The following is a 17,151-nucleotide window of genomic DNA, read 5'->3' as shown; positions in this document are numbered from 1 at the left end:
GCAAGATTCCCCGGCATCCTGCGGAATGGGCGGCGGCAATCGACGCCGGCGCGGAAAGCTGCAAAAAGTGTTTGACATGGATTATTTCGTCGCCTATAGTGCGTGGCTCTCGCGTGGAGGGATACCCAAGCGGTCAACGGGATCAGACTGTAAATCTGACGGCTCAGCCTTCGAAGGTTCGAATCCTTCTCCCTCCACCAGTAATACAGACGCCGGGCGGCGCGTTCGGTTCGGTCGGCGTAGTAGTGAAGTGGGTTGAAGGATTGAGGTTGAGGAATCGGCTGCGAGTTCATGCAGTGATGGCTGTGCGGGTGTAGCTCAATGGTAGAGCAGAAGCCTTCCAAGCTTATGACGAGGGTTCGATTCCCTTCACCCGCTCCAGATGTGCTGTTTTCGGCGCCCTTGTAGCTCAGTGGTAGAGCACTCCCTTGGTAAGGGAGAGGCCACGTGTTCAATCCACGTCAAGGGCACCACTCATTTTCTGCCTGGCCTGGCGCGGCGGCCAAGATGATCGGATTCCGGTCTGAATGGGCGCCGTTCTGGTTTTTCTGGTTCTGATCTTAAGGATGGCGATATGGCTAAGGGTAAGTTTGAGCGGACGAAGCCGCACGTCAACGTTGGCACGATTGGTCACGTTGACCACGGCAAGACGACGCTGACGGCCGCGATCACGACGGTGCTGACGAAGAAGTTCGGCGGCGAGGCGAAGGACTACGCGTCGATCGACAGCGCGCCGGAAGAAAAGGCGCGCGGCATCACGATCAACACCTCGCACGTCGAGTACGAGACGGCCGACCGTCACTACGCGCACGTCGACTGCCCGGGTCACGCCGACTACGTCAAGAACATGATCACCGGTGCGGCGCAGATGGACGGTGCGATCCTGGTGTGCTCGGCCGCGGACGGCCCGATGCCGCAGACGCGCGAGCACATCCTGCTGGCGCGCCAGGTGGGCGTGCCCTACATCATCGTCTTCCTGAACAAGTGCGACATGGTCGACGACGAAGAGCTGCTCGAGCTGGTCGAGATGGAAGTGCGCGAACTGCTGTCGAAGTACGACTTCCCGGGCGACGACATCCCGATCATCAAGGGTTCGGCGCTGAAGGCGCTCGAAGGCGACCAGTCGGAGATCGGCGAGCCGGCGATCTTCCGTCTGGCCGAAGCGCTGGATACCTACATCCCGACGCCGGAACGTGCGATCGACAAGCCCTTCCTGCTGCCGATCGAAGACGTGTTCTCGATCTCGGGTCGTGGCACCGTGGTGACGGGCCGTGTCGAGCGCGGCATCGTCAAGGTTGGCGAGGAAATCGAAATCGTCGGCATCAAGCCGACGGTCAAGACCACCTGCACCGGCGTCGAAATGTTCCGCAAGCTGCTGGATCAGGGTCAGGCGGGCGACAACGTCGGCGTGCTGCTGCGCGGCACCAAGCGTGAAGACGTCGAGCGTGGCCAGGTGCTGGCCAAGCCGGGTTCGATCACGCCGCACACCCACTTCACGGGTGAGGTGTATGTGCTGTCGAAGGAAGAGGGTGGTCGTCACACGCCGTTCTTCAACAACTACCGTCCGCAGTTCTACTTCCGTACGACGGACGTGACCGGCTCGATCGAGCTGCCGGAAGGCACCGAGATGGTGATGCCGGGCGACAACGTGTCGATCACGGTGAAGCTGATCGCGCCGATCGCGATGGAAGAAGGTCTGCGCTTCGCGATCCGCGAAGGCGGCCGCACCGTCGGCGCCGGCGTCGTCGCCAAGGTCATCGAGTAATACGCTCGCTGACCGATGCAAAGGCGTGCCCTGGCGGGCGCGCCTCGTAGTCTCTGCTGCAGGGGTATAGCTCAACTGGCAGAGCGTCGGTCTCCAAAACCGAAGGTTGGGGGTTCGATTCCCTCTGCCCCTGCCACAATTTTTTCGGGTGGTTTTCCGCAATGGCCGATAAGTTGAAGTTTGCGCTGGCTCTGGCTTTGCTGGCTGCCGGTGTTGTCGGCTTCTATCTGCTTTCCGAGCAGCCGCTCGTGCTTCGTGTGCTGTCCGTCCTGCTGGGCGTGGCCGCGGGCATTGCCGTGGCGTGGTTCTCCGTGCCGGGTCGCCGCTTCGTTGAGTTCGCGCGCGAAGCGGTCGTCGAGACGAAGAAGGTCGTCTGGCCGAGCCGCAAGGAAACGGTTCAGACGACGGGTCTCGTGTTCGCCTTCGTGGTCGTGATGGCGATCTTCCTGTGGCTGACCGACAAGAGCCTGGAATGGGTTCTGTACGATCTCGTTCTGGGTTGGAAGTGATATGACGAAGCGTTGGTACGTGGTTCATGCCTATTCCGGCTTCGAAAAGTCGGTGCAGCGGGCGCTCATCGAGCGCGTCAACCGCGCGGGCATGCAGGATTTCTTCGGTCAGATCCTGGTTCCGGTCGAAGAGGTCGTCGAGATGAAGGGCGGCCAGAAGAGCATTACCGAACGCAAGTTCTTCCCGGGCTACGTGCTCGTCGAGATGGAAATGAACGACGAGAGCTGGCATCTGGTGAAGTCCACGCCCAAGGTCACCGGCTTCGTCGGCGGTACGGCCAACAAGCCGGCGCCGATTTCCGACAAGGAAGTCGAAAAGATCATGCAGCAGATGCAGGACGGCGTCGACAAGCCGCGTCCCAAGGTGCTGTTCGAGATCGGCGAGGTCGTCCGCGTCAAGGAAGGCCCGTTCACCGACTTCCACGGCTCGGTGGAAGATGCCAACTACGAAAAGAGCAAGCTGCGCGTTTCCGTGACCATCTTCGGCCGCGCGACGCCAGTCGAACTGGATTTCACCCAGGTCGAGAAGACCTGAGTGTCGAGCGGCAGGCCATCTGGCCTGCCGTAGCCCGTTCACGGCCGTCTCGGGAAGATTGTCCCGGGCTTTGGTGAACGGCAAGCAAGGCGAGGAGCGCCGGGTCTGACCGGTGCGCTAGCACTCAATACAGGAGCAAGCCGCAATGGCAAAGAAAATCATTGGCTACATCAAGCTGCAGGTGCCGGCCGGCAAGGCCAACCCCAGCCCCCCGATCGGTCCGGCGCTGGGTCAGCGCGGTCTGAACATCATGGAATTCTGCAAGGCCTTCAACGCCAAGACCCAGGGTCTCGAGCCGGGCCTGCCGATCCCGGTGGTGATCACCGCGTTTGCCGACAAGTCCTTCACCTTCATCATGAAGACGCCGCCGGCGACCGTGCTGATCAAGAAGGCTGCCGGCCTGCAGAAGGGCTCGGCGAAGCCGCATACCGACAAGGTCGGTTCGATCACCCGCGCCCAGGTCGAGGAAATCGCCAAGACCAAGCAGCCCGACCTCACCGCTGCCGATCTGGAAGGCGCCGTGCGCACGATCGCCGGTTCCGCCCGCAGCATGGGCATCACCGTGGAGGGCCTGTAATCATGGCGAAACTTTCCAAGCGAGTTCAGGCGCTGCGCGCCAAGGTCGACCGCAACCAGAGCTACCCGGTGGCTGAAGCCCTGACCCTGGTCAAGGAGTGTGCGACCGCCAAGTTCGACGAATCGATCGACGTCGCCGTGAATCTCGGCGTCGATGCACGCAAGTCCGACCAGGTCGTCCGTGGCTCGGTGGTGCTGCCCGCCGGTACCGGCAAGAGCGTCCGCGTCGCCGTGTTTGCCCAGGGCGACAAGGCCGAAGCCGCACGCGCCGCAGGGGCCGAAGTCGTCGGCTTCGACGATCTGGCCGAGCAGGTCAAGGCCGGCAAGCTCGACTTCGACGTCTGCATCGCCACGCCGGATGCCATGCGCGTCGTCGGCCAGCTGGGCCAGATCCTCGGTCCGCGCGGCCTGATGCCGAACCCGAAGGTCGGCACCGTGACCATGGACGTTGCCACCGCGGTCAAGAACGCCAAGGCTGGCCAGGTACAGTACCGTACCGACAAGGCCGGTCTGGTGCACGCCACCATCGGCCGTGCATCCTTCGGTGTCGACGCGCTGCAGCAGAACCTGTCGGCCTTCGTCGACGCGCTGGTCAAGGCCAAGCCGGCTGCCGCCAAGGGCGTCTATCTGCGCCGCATCGCGGTCTCCAGCACCATGGGTGCCGGTGTCCGCGTCGATCCGAGCAGCGTCAACGCTGCCTGATCCATGCGCCGCCCCGAAGGGCGGCGCGAACAGAACTTTGGGCCGTGCCGGACCATGTCCGGCACGGATCGTCAAAGACCGCAGGTGCGGAAGGCCTAGCCAGGTTTTGGCCGACCGTCTAATCGTCTTCGGACGGCCTGCGCAGATGGTGTGCCCAGAACAGGATTCTGGCTGCGATGCAGCCGCGCTCCTGATCCAGGTCGCCGTGGGTGCGGATCGCGTGTTTTCGGTCCGTGTGTTGACTTGAAAAGGAGGAAAGGCCTGTGAGCCTCAATCTCGATGACAAGAAAGCCGTAGTGGCTGAGGTGTCGGCACAGGTGGCCAACGCCCAGACTATCGCGGTGGCCGAGTATCGCGGCGTTGCGGTGGGCGATCTCACCGTGCTGCGTGCCAAGGCCCGCGAAGCTGGCGTTTACCTGCGCGTGCTGAAGAACACCCTGGTCCGTCGTGCGATCGCCGGTACCCCGTTCGAGGGGTTGGCCGATCAACTGACCGGCCCGCTGATCTATGGCATCTCGGCCGATCCGGTCGCTGCTGCCAAGGTGCTGAACGACTTCGCCAAGGGCAACGACAAGCTGGTGCTGAAGGCTGGTTCCTATGCGGGCAAGACGCTCGACCAGGCCGGTGTGAAGGCGCTCGCCTCGATCCCGAGCCGCGAGGAACTGCTGGCGACCCTGCTGGGCGTCATGCAGGCGCCGGTGTCGGGCTTCGCCTGCGCCATGGCTGCGCTCGCCAAGAAGCGCGAGGAAGAAGCCGCTGCCTGATCGCAGCCGCTTTCTCGCCCCGTTCGCACAAGCAAACTGAACATAATCGATTCTGGAGTTTTTGAAATGGCAATCACCAAAGAAGACATCCTCGAAGCCGTCGGCGCGATGACCGTGATGGAACTGAACGACCTGGTCAAGGCGTTCGAAGAGAAGTTCGGCGTTTCCGCCGCCGCGATGGCCGTGGCCGCCCCGGGTGCCGGCGCTGCCGCTCCGGCTGCCGAAGAGAAGACCGAGTTCGACGTCGTGCTGACCGCCGCCGGCGACAAGAAGGTCGAAGTCATCAAGGTCGTCCGCGCTGCCACCGGCCTGGGCCTGAAGGAAGCGAAGGACGTGGTCGACGGCGCGCCGAAGACCGTGAAGGAAGGCGCTTCGAAGGCCGACGCCGAAGCGCTGAAGAAGCAACTGGAAGACGCTGGCGCCAAGGTCGAGATCAAGTAAGACCCGGCTTTCCAGCGGGGCTGGCATTCTTCGGAATGCCAGCCCTTTCGTGCTTTGTGCCGAAGCTTGCGGGCGTCGCCGGCAGGCCAGGGACGAAGCCAGAGCAGAGCGTTTGCGGGCCGCATCGCGGCCAGGATTGAAGCGGACGCTGTGTTCTGTTTTTAGATGTCAGCCCTCTAGCCGGAGCATCCATGGCGTATTCCTACACCGAAAAGAAACGTATCCGCAAGAGCTTCGCCAAGCGCGCGGCCGTGCTCGATGCGCCTTTCCTGCTCGCCACCCAGATCGAGTCCTTCGCCGAATTCCTGCAGGCCGAAACCCTGCCGGAGGCAAGGCGCAACCAGGGCCTGCAGGCGGCCTTCACCTCGATCTTCCCGATCTCGAGCCACAGCGGCAACGCGCGGCTCGAGTTCGTCCAATACATGCTGGGCGAGCCAGCCTTCGACGTGAAGGAGTGCCAGCAGCGCGGCCTTACCTTCGCTTCGCCGCTGCGCGCGCGCGTGCGCCTGGTCATCATGGACCGCGAAGCGCCCAAGGAAACGATCAAGGAAGTGAAGGAGCAGGAAGTGTACATGGGCGAGATTCCGCTCATGACCACCACCGGCTCCTTCGTCATCAACGGTACCGAGCGCGTCATCGTCTCGCAGCTGCACCGTTCGCCCGGCGTGTTCTTCGAGCACGACCGCGGCAAGACCCACTCCTCGGGCAAGCTGCTGTTCTCGGCCCGCATCATCCCCTACCGCGGCTCTTGGCTCGATTTCGAGTTCGATCCGAAGGACTACCTGTACTTCCGCGTCGACCGCCGCCGCAAGATGCCGGTGACGATCCTGCTGCGTGCCATCGGCATGAGCCCGGAAGAGATCCTGGCAACCTTCCACGACTTCGACAACTTCCATCTGCAGGGTGAAGGCGCCCAGTTCGAGCTGGTGCCCGATCGCCTGCGCGGCGAAGTGGCGCGCTTCGACATCGTCACGCCGGACGGCAAAATCATCGTCGCGCGTGACAAGCGCATCACCTCCAAGCACATCCGCGAGATCGACCAGGCCGGCGTCAAGACCATCGGCGTGCCGGACGAATTCGTCCTCGGCCGCGTGATCGCCAACGACATCGCCGATCCCGAGACCGGCGAAGTGCTGGCGCGCGCCAACGACGAACTGACCGAGGACCTGCTGGACAAGCTGCGCATCGCCGGTGTCACCGATCTGCGCACGCTGTACATCAACGACCTCGACCGCGGCGGCTACATCTCGCAGACCCTGCGCATCGACGAGACCACCGACCAGTGGGGCGCCAAGGTCGCGATCTACCGCATGATGCGTCCGGGCGAGCCGCCCACCGAGGATGCGGTGGAAGGCCTGTTCAACGGCCTGTTCTATGCCGAGGAGCGCTACGACCTGTCCTCGGTCGGCCGCATGAAGTTCAACCGCCGCGCCTATCCCGAGAAGATCGACGACAAGGCGCCGGGCTGGCTGAAGCGCTTCTACGAGCGCGTCGGCGCGCAGGGCGAGGATGGCCCGGGCGTGCTGGTCAATGAGGACATCCTGGCCGTGATCGGCGTGCTGGTCGAACTGCGCAACGGCCGCGGCGAGATCGACGACATCGACCACCTCGGCAACCGCCGTGTGCGCTCGGTCGGCGAACTGGCCGAAAACCAGTTCCGCGCCGGCCTGGTGCGCGTCGAGCGTGCGGTCAAGGAGCGTCTGTCGCAGGCCGAATCCGACAACCTGATGCCGCACGACCTGATCAACGCCAAGCCGATCTCGGCCGCGATCAAGGAGTTCTTCGGCTCCAGCCAGTTGTCGCAGTTCATGGACCAGACCAACCCGCTGTCCGAGATCACGCACAAGCGCCGCGTCTCGGCACTGGGCCCGGGCGGCCTGACGCGCGAACGCGCCGGCTTCGAGGTGCGCGACGTGCACCCGACCCACTACGGACGCGTGTGCCCGATCGAAACGCCGGAAGGTCCGAACATCGGCCTGATCAACTCGCTGGCCGTGTATGCCCGCACCAACCGCCACGGCTTCCTCGAGACGCCCTACCGCAAGGTGGTGGACGGCAAGGTCACCGACCAGATCGACTTCCTGTCGGCGATCGAGGAAGGTCAGTACGTGATCGCCCAGGCGAACGCCGAGATCGACGAGGCCGGTGCGCTGGCCGGCGACCTGGTTTCGTGCCGCCACAAGGGCGAGTTCCTGCTGGCGACCGCGGACATGGTCCAGTACATGGACGTCGCGCCGGGCCAGATCGTGTCGGTCGCCGCCTCGCTGATTCCCTTCCTGGAACACGACGACGCCAACCGCGCACTGATGGGTGCCAACATGCAGCGCCAGGCCGTGCCCTGCCTGCGCCCGGAGAAGCCGCTGGTCGGTACCGGCATCGAGCGCCGCGTGGCGGTCGACTCGGGCACCGCGGTGCAGGCGACCCGTGGCGGCGTGGTGGACTACGTGGATGCGAACCGGGTCGTGATCCGGGTGCACGACGACGAAACCCTGCCGGGCGAAGTCGGCGTCGACATCTACAACATGATCAAGTACACCCGTTCCAACCAGAACACCAACATCAACCAGCGCCCGGTGGTGAAGGTGGGCGACATCATCGCCAAGGGCGACGTGGTGGCCGACGGCGCCTCCACCGACCTCGGCGAACTGGCCCTGGGCCAGAACATGCTACTCGGCTTCATGCCGTGGAACGGCTACAACTTCGAAGACTCGATCCTGATCTCCGAGCGCGTCGTCGCCGACGACCGCTTCACCTCGATCCACGTCGAGGAACTGACCGTCGTCGCCCGCGACACCAAGCTCGGGCCCGAGGAAATCACCCGCGACATCGCCTCGCTGGGCGAGGCGCAGCTGTCGCGCCTGGACGAGTCGGGCATCGTCTACATCGGTGCCGAAGTCGAGGCCGGCGACGTGCTGGTCGGCAAGGTCACGCCCAAGGGCGAGACCCAGCTGACGCCGGAAGAAAAGCTGCTGCGCGCGATCTTCGGCGAGAAGGCCTCCGACGTGAAGGACACCTCGCTGCGCGTGCCCTCCGGCATGGTCGGCACCGTCATCGACGTGCAGGTGTTCACCCGCGAGGGCATCGAGCGCGACAAGCGCGCGCAGTCGATCATCGACGACCAGCTGCGCAGCTACAAGACCGACCTCGCCGACCAGATGCGCATCGTCGAGCGTGACGCCTTCGCCCGTATCAAGCGCATGATCCTGGGCCAGAAGGTCAATGGCGGGCCGAAGAAGCTCGCCAAGGGCGCCGAGTTGAGCGAGGAATACCTCGACTCGCTCGAGTTCTACCACTGGTTCGACATCCGCCTGGCCGACGAAACGCTGGCGACCCAGCTCGAAGCCGTGCGCGAAGGCCTCGAGAACACCCGCAAGGACTTCGACCAGGCCTTCGAGATCAAGAAGAAGAAGCTCACCCAGGGCGACGAACTGCCGCCGGGTGTGCAGAAGATGGTCAAGGTCTACCTGGCGGTCAAGCGCCGCCTGCAGCCGGGCGACAAGATGGCCGGCCGTCACGGCAACAAGGGCGTGGTGTCGAAGATCGTGCCGGTCGAGGACATGCCCTACATGGAAGACGGCACGCCGCTCGACATCGTGCTGAACCCGCTGGGCGTGCCGTCGCGGATGAACATCGGCCAGATCCTCGAGACCCACCTGGGCTGGGCGGCCAAGGGCCTGGGCCAGCAGATCGACCGCATGCTGCAGGCGAAGGCCGCGGTCGACGAGCTGCGCGGCTTCCTCGAACAGATCTACAACGGCAGCGGCAAGCCGGAAGACATTGCCGGGCTGAGCGACGAGGAAGTGGTCGATCTGGCGTCCAACCTGCGCAAGGGCGTGCCTTTCGCCACGCCGGTGTTCGACGGTGCCAAGGAATCCGAGATCGAGCAGATGCTCGAACTCGCCGGCCTGCCCGTCGGTGGCCAGGTGACGTTGTTCGACGGCCGCACCGGCGAGCCTTTCGAGCGCAAGGTCACGGTGGGCTACAAGCACGTGCTCAAGCTGCACCACCTGGTCGACGACAAGATGCACGCCCGTTCGACCGGTCCGTACTCGCTCGTCACCCAGCAGCCGCTGGGCGGCAAGGCGCAGTTCGGTGGCCAGCGCTTCGGTGAAATGGAAGTGTGGGCGCTGGAAGCCTACGGCGCGGCCTACACGCTGCAGGAGATGCTGACGGTCAAGTCCGACGATGTGACCGGCCGGACCAAGGTGTACGAAAACATCGTCAAGGGCGAGCACAAGATCGATTCCGGCATGCCGGAATCCTTCAACGTGCTGGTGAAGGAAATCCGCTCGCTCGCGATCGACATCGATCTCGACCGCGACCGCGACTGAGATCCGCGAATTTCCGCCACCAACCTGCCTGCGATTGAATCCCGGGGCCGCCGCACACGACGCGGCGGTCCGGATGGAGTGATACATGAAAAGCCTGCTCGCTGACCTGTTCAAGCAAACCCTGCCGAACGAGGAAGAGTTCGACGCGATCACCATCGGGCTTGCCTCGCCCGACAAGATCCGCACCTGGTCCTACGGCGAAGTGAAGAAGCCGGAGACCATCAACTACCGCACCTTCAAGCCGGAGCGCGATGGCCTGTTCTGCGCCAAGATCTTCGGCCCGGTCAAGGACTACGAGTGCCTGTGCGGCAAGTACAAGCGCCTCAAGCACCGCGGCGTGATCTGCGAGAAGTGCGGCGTCGAGGTGACGCTGTCCAAGGTGCGCCGCGAGCGCATGGGCCACATCGAGCTGGCCTCGCCGGTCGCCCACATCTGGTTCCTGAAGAGCCTGCCCAGCCGTCTCGGCATGGTGCTCGACATGACCCTGCGCGACATCGAGCGCGTGCTGTACTTCGAAGCCTTCGTCGTCGTCGAGCCGGGCATGACCCCGCTCAACCGCGGCCAGCTGCTGACCGAGGACGACTACCTCGCCAAGGTCGAGGAATATGGCGACGACTTCGATGCCGTGATGGGCGCCGAAGGCATCCGCGAGCTGCTGCGCACGCTCGACGTTAGCCTGGAAGTCGAGAAGCTGCGCGGCGACCTCGAGACGACCAACTCCGAAGCCAAGATCAAGAAGTTCTCCAAGCGCCTGAAGGTGCTGGAGGCCTTCCAGCAGTCGGGCATCAAGCCGGAGTGGATGGTGCTCGAAGTGCTGCCGGTGCTGCCGCCCGACCTGCGCCCGCTGGTGCCGCTGGACGGCGGCCGCTTCGCCACGTCCGACCTGAACGATCTCTACCGCCGCGTCATCAACCGCAACAACCGCCTGAAGCGCCTGCTCGAACTCAAGGCGCCCGACATCATCGTGCGCAACGAGAAGCGCATGCTGCAGGAAGCCGTCGACTCGCTGCTCGACAACGGCCGCCGCGGCAAGGCCATGACCGGCGCCAACAAGCGCCCGCTGAAGTCGCTGGCCGACATGATCAAGGGCAAGGGCGGCCGTTTCCGCCAGAACCTGCTGGGCAAGCGCGTCGACTATTCGGGCCGTTCGGTGATCACCGTGGGCCCGCAGCTCAAGCTGCACCAGTGCGGCCTGCCCAAGCTGATGGCGCTGGAGCTGTTCAAGCCCTTCATCTTCAACAAGCTCGAACTGATGGGGCTGGCCACGACCATCAAGCAGGCCAAGAAGATGGTGGAGTCGCAGGAGCCGGTGGTGTGGGACATCCTCGAAGAGGTGATCCGCGAGCATCCGGTGCTGCTGAACCGCGCACCGACGCTGCACCGCCTGGGCATCCAGGCTTTCGAGCCGGTGCTGATCGAAGGCAAGGCGATCCAGCTCCACCCGCTGGTCTGCGTCGCCTTCAACGCCGACTTCGACGGCGACCAGATGGCCGTCCACGTGCCGCTGTCGCTGGAGGCGCAGATGGAAGCCCGCACCCTGATGCTGGCCTCCAACAACGTGCTGTCGCCGGCCAACGGCGAGCCGATCATCGTGCCCTCGCAGGACATCGTGCTCGGCTTGTACTACGCCACCCGCGAGGGCATCAACGTGCCGGGCGAAGGCATGCTGTTTACCGACGTGTCGGAAGTCAAGCGCGCCTACGAATCCGGCCAGATCGCGCTGCACGCGCGCATCACCGTGCGCCTGAAGGAGGCCGACCTCGGCCCCAACGGTGAGCGCATCGAGAAGATCAATCGCTACGAGACCACCGCCGGCCGGGCCATCCTGTCGGAGATCCTGCCGGCCGGGCTGCCGTTCAGCGTCATCGACAAGCCGCTGAAGAAGAAGGAAATCTCCAAGCTCATCAACGCTTCGTTCCGCCGCTGCGGCCTGCGCGCGACGGTGATCTTCGCCGACCGCCTGATGCAGTTCGGCTACGGCCTGGCGACCCGCGCCGGCCTGTCGATCGCGGTCAAGGACATGCTGGTGCCGACCGCCAAGCACGACCTGATCCGTGCCGCCGAAGCCGAGGTCAAGGAAATCGCCCAGCAGTACACCTCCGGTCTGGTGACCGACGGCGAGCGCTACAACAAGGTGGTCGATATCTGGGGCCGCTGCGGCGACCAGGTCGCCAAGGCGATGATGGAACAGCTCGGTTCCGAGGAAGTGGTCGACCGCGAAGGCAAGACCGTCCGCCAGGAGTCGTTCAACTCGATCTACATGATGGCCGACTCGGGGGCGCGCGGTTCCGCAGCGCAGATACGCCAGCTGGCCGGCATGCGCGGCCTGATGGCGAAGCCGGACGGCTCGATCATCGAGACACCGATCACGACGAACTTCCGTGAAGGCCTGAACGTTCTGCAGTACTTCATCTCGACCCACGGTGCGCGTAAGGGTCTGGCCGACACGGCGTTGAAGACCGCGAACTCCGGCTACCTGACCCGCCGCCTGGTAGACGTCACCCAGGATCTGGTGGTGATCGAGGACGACTGCGGCACCCGCGAAGGCTTCGCGATGAAAGCGCTGATCGAAGGCGGCGAGGTCGTCGAGCCGCTGCGCGAGCGCATCCTGGGCCGCGTCACGGCCGAGGACGTCGTCAATCCGGACACGCAGGAAACCGTGATCGAGGCGGGCAGCCTGCTCGACGAGAATGCGGTCGATGCGATCGAAGGCCTCGGCGTGGACGAAGTCAAGGTGCGCACGCCGCTGACCTGCGAAACCCGCTACGGCCTGTGCGCCAAGTGCTACGGCCGCGACCTCGGCCGCGGCTCGATGGTCAATGCCGGCGAAGCGGTCGGCGTCATCGCCGCGCAGTCGATCGGCGAGCCCGGCACCCAGCTGACCATGCGTACCTTCCACGTCGGCGGCGCCGCATCGCGGGCCGCTGCCGCGAGCGGCGTCGAGGCCAAGTCGGGCGGCACCATCCGCTTCGCCGGCAACATGCGCTACGTCTCCAACGCCAAGGGCGAGAAGGTCGTCATCGCGCGCTCGGCCGAAGTCGTGGTTGCCGACGACATGGGCCGCGAGCGCGAGCGCCACAAGCTGCCGTACGGCGCGATGCTGCTGGTCGACGACGGTGCGGCGGTCAAGGCGGGCACGCAACTGGCGACCTGGGATCCGCATACCCGCCCGATCGTCACCGAGTACAGCGGTACGGTGAAGTTCGAGAACGTCGAGGAAGGCGTCACCGTCGCCAAGCAGATCGACGAAATCACCGGCCTGTCCACGCTGGTCGTGATCGACTCCAAGCGCCGCTCGGCGACCGGTGCAGCCAAGGGCGTGCGGCCGCAGGTCAAGCTGCTGGACGAGAACGGCGAGGAAGTGAAGATCGCCGGCACCGACCACGCCGTGGCGATCACCTTCCAGGTCGGGTCGCTGATCACGGTCAAGGACGGCCAGCAGATCGGCGTCGGCGAAGTGCTGGCGCGCATTCCGCAGGAATCGGCCAAGACCCGCGACATCACCGGCGGCCTGCCGCGCGTCGCCGAGCTGTTCGAAGCGCGCGCGCCGAAGGACGCCGGGATGCTTGCCGAATACACCGGCACGGTCTCGTTCGGCAAGGAGACCAAGGGCAAGCAGCGCCTGGTGATCACCGAGCCGGACGGCACTGCGCACGAGTTCCTGATCCCGAAGGACAAGCACCTGATGGTTCACGACGGTCAGGTGGTGAACAAGGGCGAACTCATCGTCGACGGCCCGGCCGATCCGCACGACATCCTGCGCCTGCAGGGCATCAACGAACTGGCCCGCTACATCATCGACGAGGTCCAGGACGTCTACCGTCTGCAGGGCGTGAAGATCAACGACAAGCACATCGAGGTGATCGTCCGCCAGATGCTGCGCCGCGTCGTGATCACCGATGCCGGCGACACCCGATTCATCCGCGAGGAGCAGGTGGAGCGCTCCGAGGTGCTGGACGAGAACGACCGCATGGAAGCCGAAGGCAAGCTGCCGGCGCAGTACGAGAACGTGCTGCTCGGCATCACCAAGGCTTCGCTATCGACCGATTCCTTCATTTCGGCGGCGTCCTTCCAGGAAACCACCCGCGTGCTGACCGAAGCGGCAATCATGGGCAAGCGCGACGAGCTGCGCGGCCTGAAGGAAAACGTCATCGTCGGCCGCCTGATTCCGGCCGGCACCGGCCTGGCCTACCACCGCAGCCGCAAGGCGCAGGAGCAGGGGGTCGATCTGGGACCGGAACATGCGTGGGCGACCGAGATCGCCGTCGAACCGAATCAGGACATCGAGGCCGGTTGACTTTTTCTTCCGTCTCGGAATAGAATCCGGCCTCTTTTTGTGGACCGACCAATCGTAGTCGGTCGCAGCCGGAATAATCCGCCCGAGGCGGCCCGTGGTGGGCTGCCTCGGTTTTTTGGGAAATTCTTAAGCTATGCCAACAATCAATCAGCTTGTCCGCAAGCCGCGCCAGATGGAAGCTTCGAAGAGCAAGGTTCCTGCCCTGGAAGCTTGCCCGCAGAAGCGTGGTGTGTGCACCCGCGTCTATACCACGACCCCGAAGAAGCCGAACTCGGCGCTGCGCAAGGTCGCCAAGGTTCGCCTGACCAACGGTTTCGAGGTCATCTCGTACATCGGCGGTGAAGGTCACAACCTGCAGGAGCACTCCGTCGTGCTGATCCGTGGCGGTCGTGTGAAGGACTTGCCCGGTGTGCGTTACCACATCGTTCGCGGCTCCCTCGACTTGCAGGGCGTCAAGGATCGCAAGCAGTCGCGTTCCAAGTACGGCGCGAAGCGTCCGAAGAAAGCCTGATTGTTGGCCCAAGAAATTTAGCGAGAGGTTGTCATGCCGCGTCGTCGTGAAGTACCCAAGCGCGATGTCCTGCCGGATCCGAAGTTCGGTAGCCAGGACGTTTCGAAGTTCATCAACGTGATCATGCAGTCGGGCAAGAAGTCCGTTGCCGAACGCATCGTCTATGGTGCGTTCAATCACATCACTGCCAAGGCCGGCAAGGATCCGCTGGAAGTGTTCTCGGCGGCGGTCGGCAACGTCAAGCCGGTGGTCGAGGTCAAGAGCCGCCGCGTCGGTGGTGCCAACTACCAGGTTCCGGTCGAAGTGCGTCCGTCGCGCCGCATGGCGCTGTCGATGCGCTGGCTGCGCGAAGCCGCGCGCAAGCGTGCCGAGAAGTCGATGGCCCAGCGCCTCGCCGGCGAGCTGCTCGAGGCCGCCGAAGGCCGTGGCTCCGCCATGAAGAAGCGCGAAGAAGTGCACCGCATGGCCGAAGCCAACAAGGCGTTCTCGCACTTCCGCTTCTGATCCTCGTCGGCAGCGGTACCTCGGGCCCTGTACAGGGCTCGATTGTTTTCTAACGCAAGAAATTCGTTGATCGCGACCAGTGCGCGCATAACAGAAGGCAGGTAAAACGTGGCTCGCAAGACTCCCATCGAGCGCTACCGCAATATCGGTATCTCCGCTCACATCGACGCCGGCAAGACGACTACGACCGAGCGTATCCTCTTCTACACCGGCGTGAGCCACAAGCTCGGCGAGGTGCATGACGGCGCTGCGACCACCGACTGGATGGCGCAGGAGCAGGAGCGCGGCATCACGATCACCTCGGCGGCCGTGACCTGCTTCTGGAAAGGTATGGACCAGTCCTTCCCCGAGCACCGCTTCAACATCATCGACACCCCGGGACACGTCGACTTCACCATCGAAGTCGAACGCTCGATGCGCGTGCTTGATGGCGCCTGCATGGTCTACTGCGCGGTGGGCGGTGTTCAGCCCCAGTCCGAGACCGTGTGGCGCCAGGCCACCAAGTACAAGGTGCCGCGCCTGGCCTTCGTTAACAAGATGGACCGCTCCGGCGCCAACTTCTTCAAGGTCGTCGAGCAGATGAAGACCCGCCTGAAGGCGAACCCGGTGCCGGTCGTCGTGCCCATCGGCGCCGAAGACAGCTTCAAGGGCGTCGTCGATCTGCTGAAGATGAAGGCGATCATCTGGGACGAAGCGTCCCAGGGCATGAAGTTCGAGTACGGCGAGATTCCGGCCGACATCGTCGGTGTTGCCGAGGAATGGCGCGCCAACATGGTCGAGGCGGCTGCCGAGGCGTCCGAAGAGCTGATGAACAAGTACCTCGAGGACGGCGAGCTGTCCGAGGAAGAGGTCATTGCCGGCCTGCGCGCCCGTACCCTGGCGTGCGAGATCCAGCCGATGCTGTGCGGTACCGCGTTCAAGAACAAGGGCGTGCAGCGCATGCTCGACGCCGTGATCCAGTACCTGCCGTCGCCGGTCGACATTCCGCCGGTCGCCGGCGTCGATGACGACGACAAGGAAGTCGTGCGCCATGCCCGGGACGACGAGAAGTTCTCGGCGCTGGCCTTCAAGCTGATGACCGACCCCTTCGTCGGTCAACTGACCTTCATCCGCGTCTATTCGGGCGTGTTGGAGTCGGGCTCGACCGTGCTGAACTCGGTCAAGGGCAAGAAGGAGCGCATCGGCCGCCTGCTGCAGATGCATGCCAACGACCGCGAGGAGATCAAGGAAGTGCTGGCGGGCGACATCGCCGCCGTGGTCGGCCTGAAGGACGTGACCACCGGCGAGACGCTGTGCGACGTTTCGGCGCCGGTGATCCTCGAGCGCATGGTCTTCCCGGATCCGGTGATCCACGTCGCCGTCGAGCCGAAGACCAAGGGCGACCAGGAGAAGATGGGTCTGGCGCTCAGCCGCCTGGCTGCCGAAGATCCGTCCTTCCGCGTGCGCACCGACGAAGAGTCGGGCCAGACCATCATCTCGGGCATGGGTGAACTGCACCTCGAGATCATCGTCGACCGCATGAAGCGCGAATTCAACGTCGAAGCCAACGTCGGCGCGCCGCAGGTCGCCTATCGCGAAACCATCCGCAAGGCCGCCAACGACGTCGAAGGCAAGTTCGTCAAGCAGTCCGGCGGCCGCGGCCAGTACGGCCACGTCGTCATCAACCTCGAGCCGGCCGAGCAGGGCAAGGGCTACGAGTTCGTCGATGCGGTCAAGGGTGGCGTGGTGCCGCGCGAATACATCCCCGCGGTCGACAAGGGCATCCAGGAAACCCTCAACAACGGTATCCTCGCCGGCTTCCCGGTGGTCGATGTCAAGGTCACGCTGCATTTCGGTTCGTACCACGATGTGGACTCGAACGAAAACGCGTTCAAGATGGCCGGTTCGATGGCGTTCAAGGAAGCCATGCGCCGCGCCAGCCCGGTACTGCTCGAGCCGATGATGGCGGTCGTGGTCGAGACGCCGGAAGACTACATGGGCAACGTCATGGGCGACCTGTCGGGCCGTCGTGGCATCGTCCAGGGCATGGACGACATTCCGGGCGGCATGAAGGAAATCAAGGCCGAGGTGCCGCTGGCCGAAATGTTCGGCTACGCTACCCAGCTGCGCTCGCTGACCCAGGGTCGCGCGACCTACTCGATGGAGTTCAAGCACTACGCCGAAGCTCCGAAGAGCGTTGCCGAAGCCGTCATCAGCAGCCGCAAGTAATTTTCAGA

General features: G+C 64.1%; 12 protein-coding genes and 4 tRNA genes. All 16 read left to right on the top strand.

From position 1 onward, the window contains the following. The first annotated feature begins 115 nt into the window (after positions 1–115). The 16 genes from ACNQFN_RS18605 (at position 116) to fusA (ending at position 17,143) form a co-directional block, all read left to right on the top strand. Positions 116–200: transfer RNA gene (locus ACNQFN_RS18605), tRNA-Tyr, on the top strand. 107 nt (positions 201–307) lie between these two features. Next, positions 308–381 (top strand) — tRNA-Gly (locus ACNQFN_RS18600). A 17-nt stretch (positions 382–398) separates the two neighbouring features. Continuing rightward, positions 399–473, top strand: a tRNA-Thr gene (locus tag ACNQFN_RS18595). A gap of 101 nt (positions 474–574) precedes the next feature. After that, positions 575–1,765 carry an elongation factor Tu gene (tuf, locus tag ACNQFN_RS18590; RefSeq protein WP_418647214.1) on the top strand — a complete coding sequence of 397 codons (1,191 nt, stop codon included), beginning with the start codon at positions 575–577 and terminating at the stop codon, positions 1,763–1,765. A 60-nt stretch (positions 1,766–1,825) separates the two neighbouring features. Beyond that, a tRNA-Trp gene (locus ACNQFN_RS18585) sits at positions 1,826–1,901 on the top strand. A 25-nt stretch (positions 1,902–1,926) separates the two neighbouring features. Then, on the top strand, positions 1,927–2,274 hold the full coding sequence (secE, locus tag ACNQFN_RS18580; RefSeq protein WP_068639511.1) for a preprotein translocase subunit SecE: 348 nt from the start codon (positions 1,927–1,929) through the stop codon (positions 2,272–2,274). A gap of 1 nt (position 2,275) precedes the next feature. Further along, a complete protein-coding gene (nusG, locus tag ACNQFN_RS18575; protein ID WP_068639512.1) occupies positions 2,276–2,809 on the top strand; it encodes a transcription termination/antitermination protein NusG in 534 nt (177 codons plus the stop codon). A 145-nt stretch (positions 2,810–2,954) separates the two neighbouring features. Next, a complete protein-coding gene (rplK, locus tag ACNQFN_RS18570) occupies positions 2,955–3,386 on the top strand; it encodes a 50S ribosomal protein L11 (protein WP_068639513.1) in 432 nt (143 codons plus the stop codon). A 2-nt stretch (positions 3,387–3,388) separates the two neighbouring features. After that, positions 3,389–4,087, top strand: coding sequence for a 50S ribosomal protein L1 (rplA, locus tag ACNQFN_RS18565; protein ID WP_068639514.1), 699 nt, complete (start codon positions 3,389–3,391; stop codon positions 4,085–4,087). A gap of 263 nt (positions 4,088–4,350) precedes the next feature. Further along, positions 4,351–4,851: a 50S ribosomal protein L10 gene (gene rplJ, locus ACNQFN_RS18560; RefSeq protein ID WP_068639515.1), complete on the top strand. Its 501-nt coding sequence runs from the start codon at positions 4,351–4,353 to the stop codon at positions 4,849–4,851. Between the two features lie 66 nt (positions 4,852–4,917). Next, the gene (rplL, locus tag ACNQFN_RS18555; RefSeq protein ID WP_068639516.1) at positions 4,918–5,292 is read left to right on the top strand and encodes a 50S ribosomal protein L7/L12; all 375 of its coding nucleotides are present in this window, start codon (positions 4,918–4,920) and stop codon (positions 5,290–5,292) included. A gap of 191 nt (positions 5,293–5,483) precedes the next feature. Beyond that, entirely contained in the window at positions 5,484–9,623 is a 4,140-nt protein-coding gene (gene rpoB / locus ACNQFN_RS18550) for a DNA-directed RNA polymerase subunit beta (RefSeq protein ID WP_418647215.1), read from the top strand. 85 nt (positions 9,624–9,708) lie between these two features. After that, the gene (gene rpoC / locus ACNQFN_RS18545) at positions 9,709–13,920 is read left to right on the top strand and encodes a DNA-directed RNA polymerase subunit beta' (protein WP_068639518.1); all 4,212 of its coding nucleotides are present in this window, start codon (positions 9,709–9,711) and stop codon (positions 13,918–13,920) included. Between the two features lie 133 nt (positions 13,921–14,053). Continuing rightward, positions 14,054–14,431, top strand: a complete 378-nt coding sequence (gene rpsL, locus ACNQFN_RS18540) for a 30S ribosomal protein S12 (RefSeq protein WP_004258162.1) — start codon at positions 14,054–14,056, stop codon at positions 14,429–14,431. 33 nt (positions 14,432–14,464) lie between these two features. Beyond that, positions 14,465–14,935, top strand: a complete 471-nt coding sequence (gene rpsG / locus ACNQFN_RS18535; protein WP_068639519.1) for a 30S ribosomal protein S7 — start codon at positions 14,465–14,467, stop codon at positions 14,933–14,935. A 108-nt stretch (positions 14,936–15,043) separates the two neighbouring features. Next, the gene (fusA, locus tag ACNQFN_RS18530) at positions 15,044–17,143 is read left to right on the top strand and encodes an elongation factor G (protein WP_068639520.1); all 2,100 of its coding nucleotides are present in this window, start codon (positions 15,044–15,046) and stop codon (positions 17,141–17,143) included. The last annotated feature ends 8 nt before the right edge of the window (positions 17,144–17,151 follow it).

Source organism: Thauera butanivorans, assembly GCF_048398245.1.
GTDB lineage: Bacteria > Pseudomonadota > Gammaproteobacteria > Burkholderiales > Rhodocyclaceae > Thauera > Thauera butanivorans.
The sequence above is the reverse complement of the archived record's forward strand: the minus strand, read 5'-3'. Positions and strand labels throughout refer to the sequence as shown.

What these genes read in the sequence shown, in the direction of transcription:
- nusG (WP_068639512.1), top strand. Translation starts at nt 2,276, where the DNA reads ATGACGAAGCGTTGGTACGTGGTTCATGCCTATTCCGGCTTCGAAAAG.
- rpoC (WP_068639518.1), top strand. Translation starts at nt 9,709, where the DNA reads ATGAAAAGCCTGCTCGCTGACCTGTTCAAGCAAACCCTGCCGAACGAG.
- rpsG (WP_068639519.1), top strand. Translation starts at nt 14,465, where the DNA reads ATGCCGCGTCGTCGTGAAGTACCCAAGCGCGATGTCCTGCCGGATCCG.
- rpsL (WP_004258162.1), top strand. Translation starts at nt 14,054, where the DNA reads ATGCCAACAATCAATCAGCTTGTCCGCAAGCCGCGCCAGATGGAAGCT.
- rplK (WP_068639513.1), top strand. Translation starts at nt 2,955, where the DNA reads ATGGCAAAGAAAATCATTGGCTACATCAAGCTGCAGGTGCCGGCCGGC.
- rplL (WP_068639516.1), top strand. Translation starts at nt 4,918, where the DNA reads ATGGCAATCACCAAAGAAGACATCCTCGAAGCCGTCGGCGCGATGACC.
- rpoB (WP_418647215.1), top strand. Translation starts at nt 5,484, where the DNA reads ATGGCGTATTCCTACACCGAAAAGAAACGTATCCGCAAGAGCTTCGCC.
- rplA (WP_068639514.1), top strand. Translation starts at nt 3,389, where the DNA reads ATGGCGAAACTTTCCAAGCGAGTTCAGGCGCTGCGCGCCAAGGTCGAC.
- tuf (WP_418647214.1), top strand. Translation starts at nt 575, where the DNA reads ATGGCTAAGGGTAAGTTTGAGCGGACGAAGCCGCACGTCAACGTTGGC.
- secE (WP_068639511.1), top strand. Translation starts at nt 1,927, where the DNA reads ATGGCCGATAAGTTGAAGTTTGCGCTGGCTCTGGCTTTGCTGGCTGCC.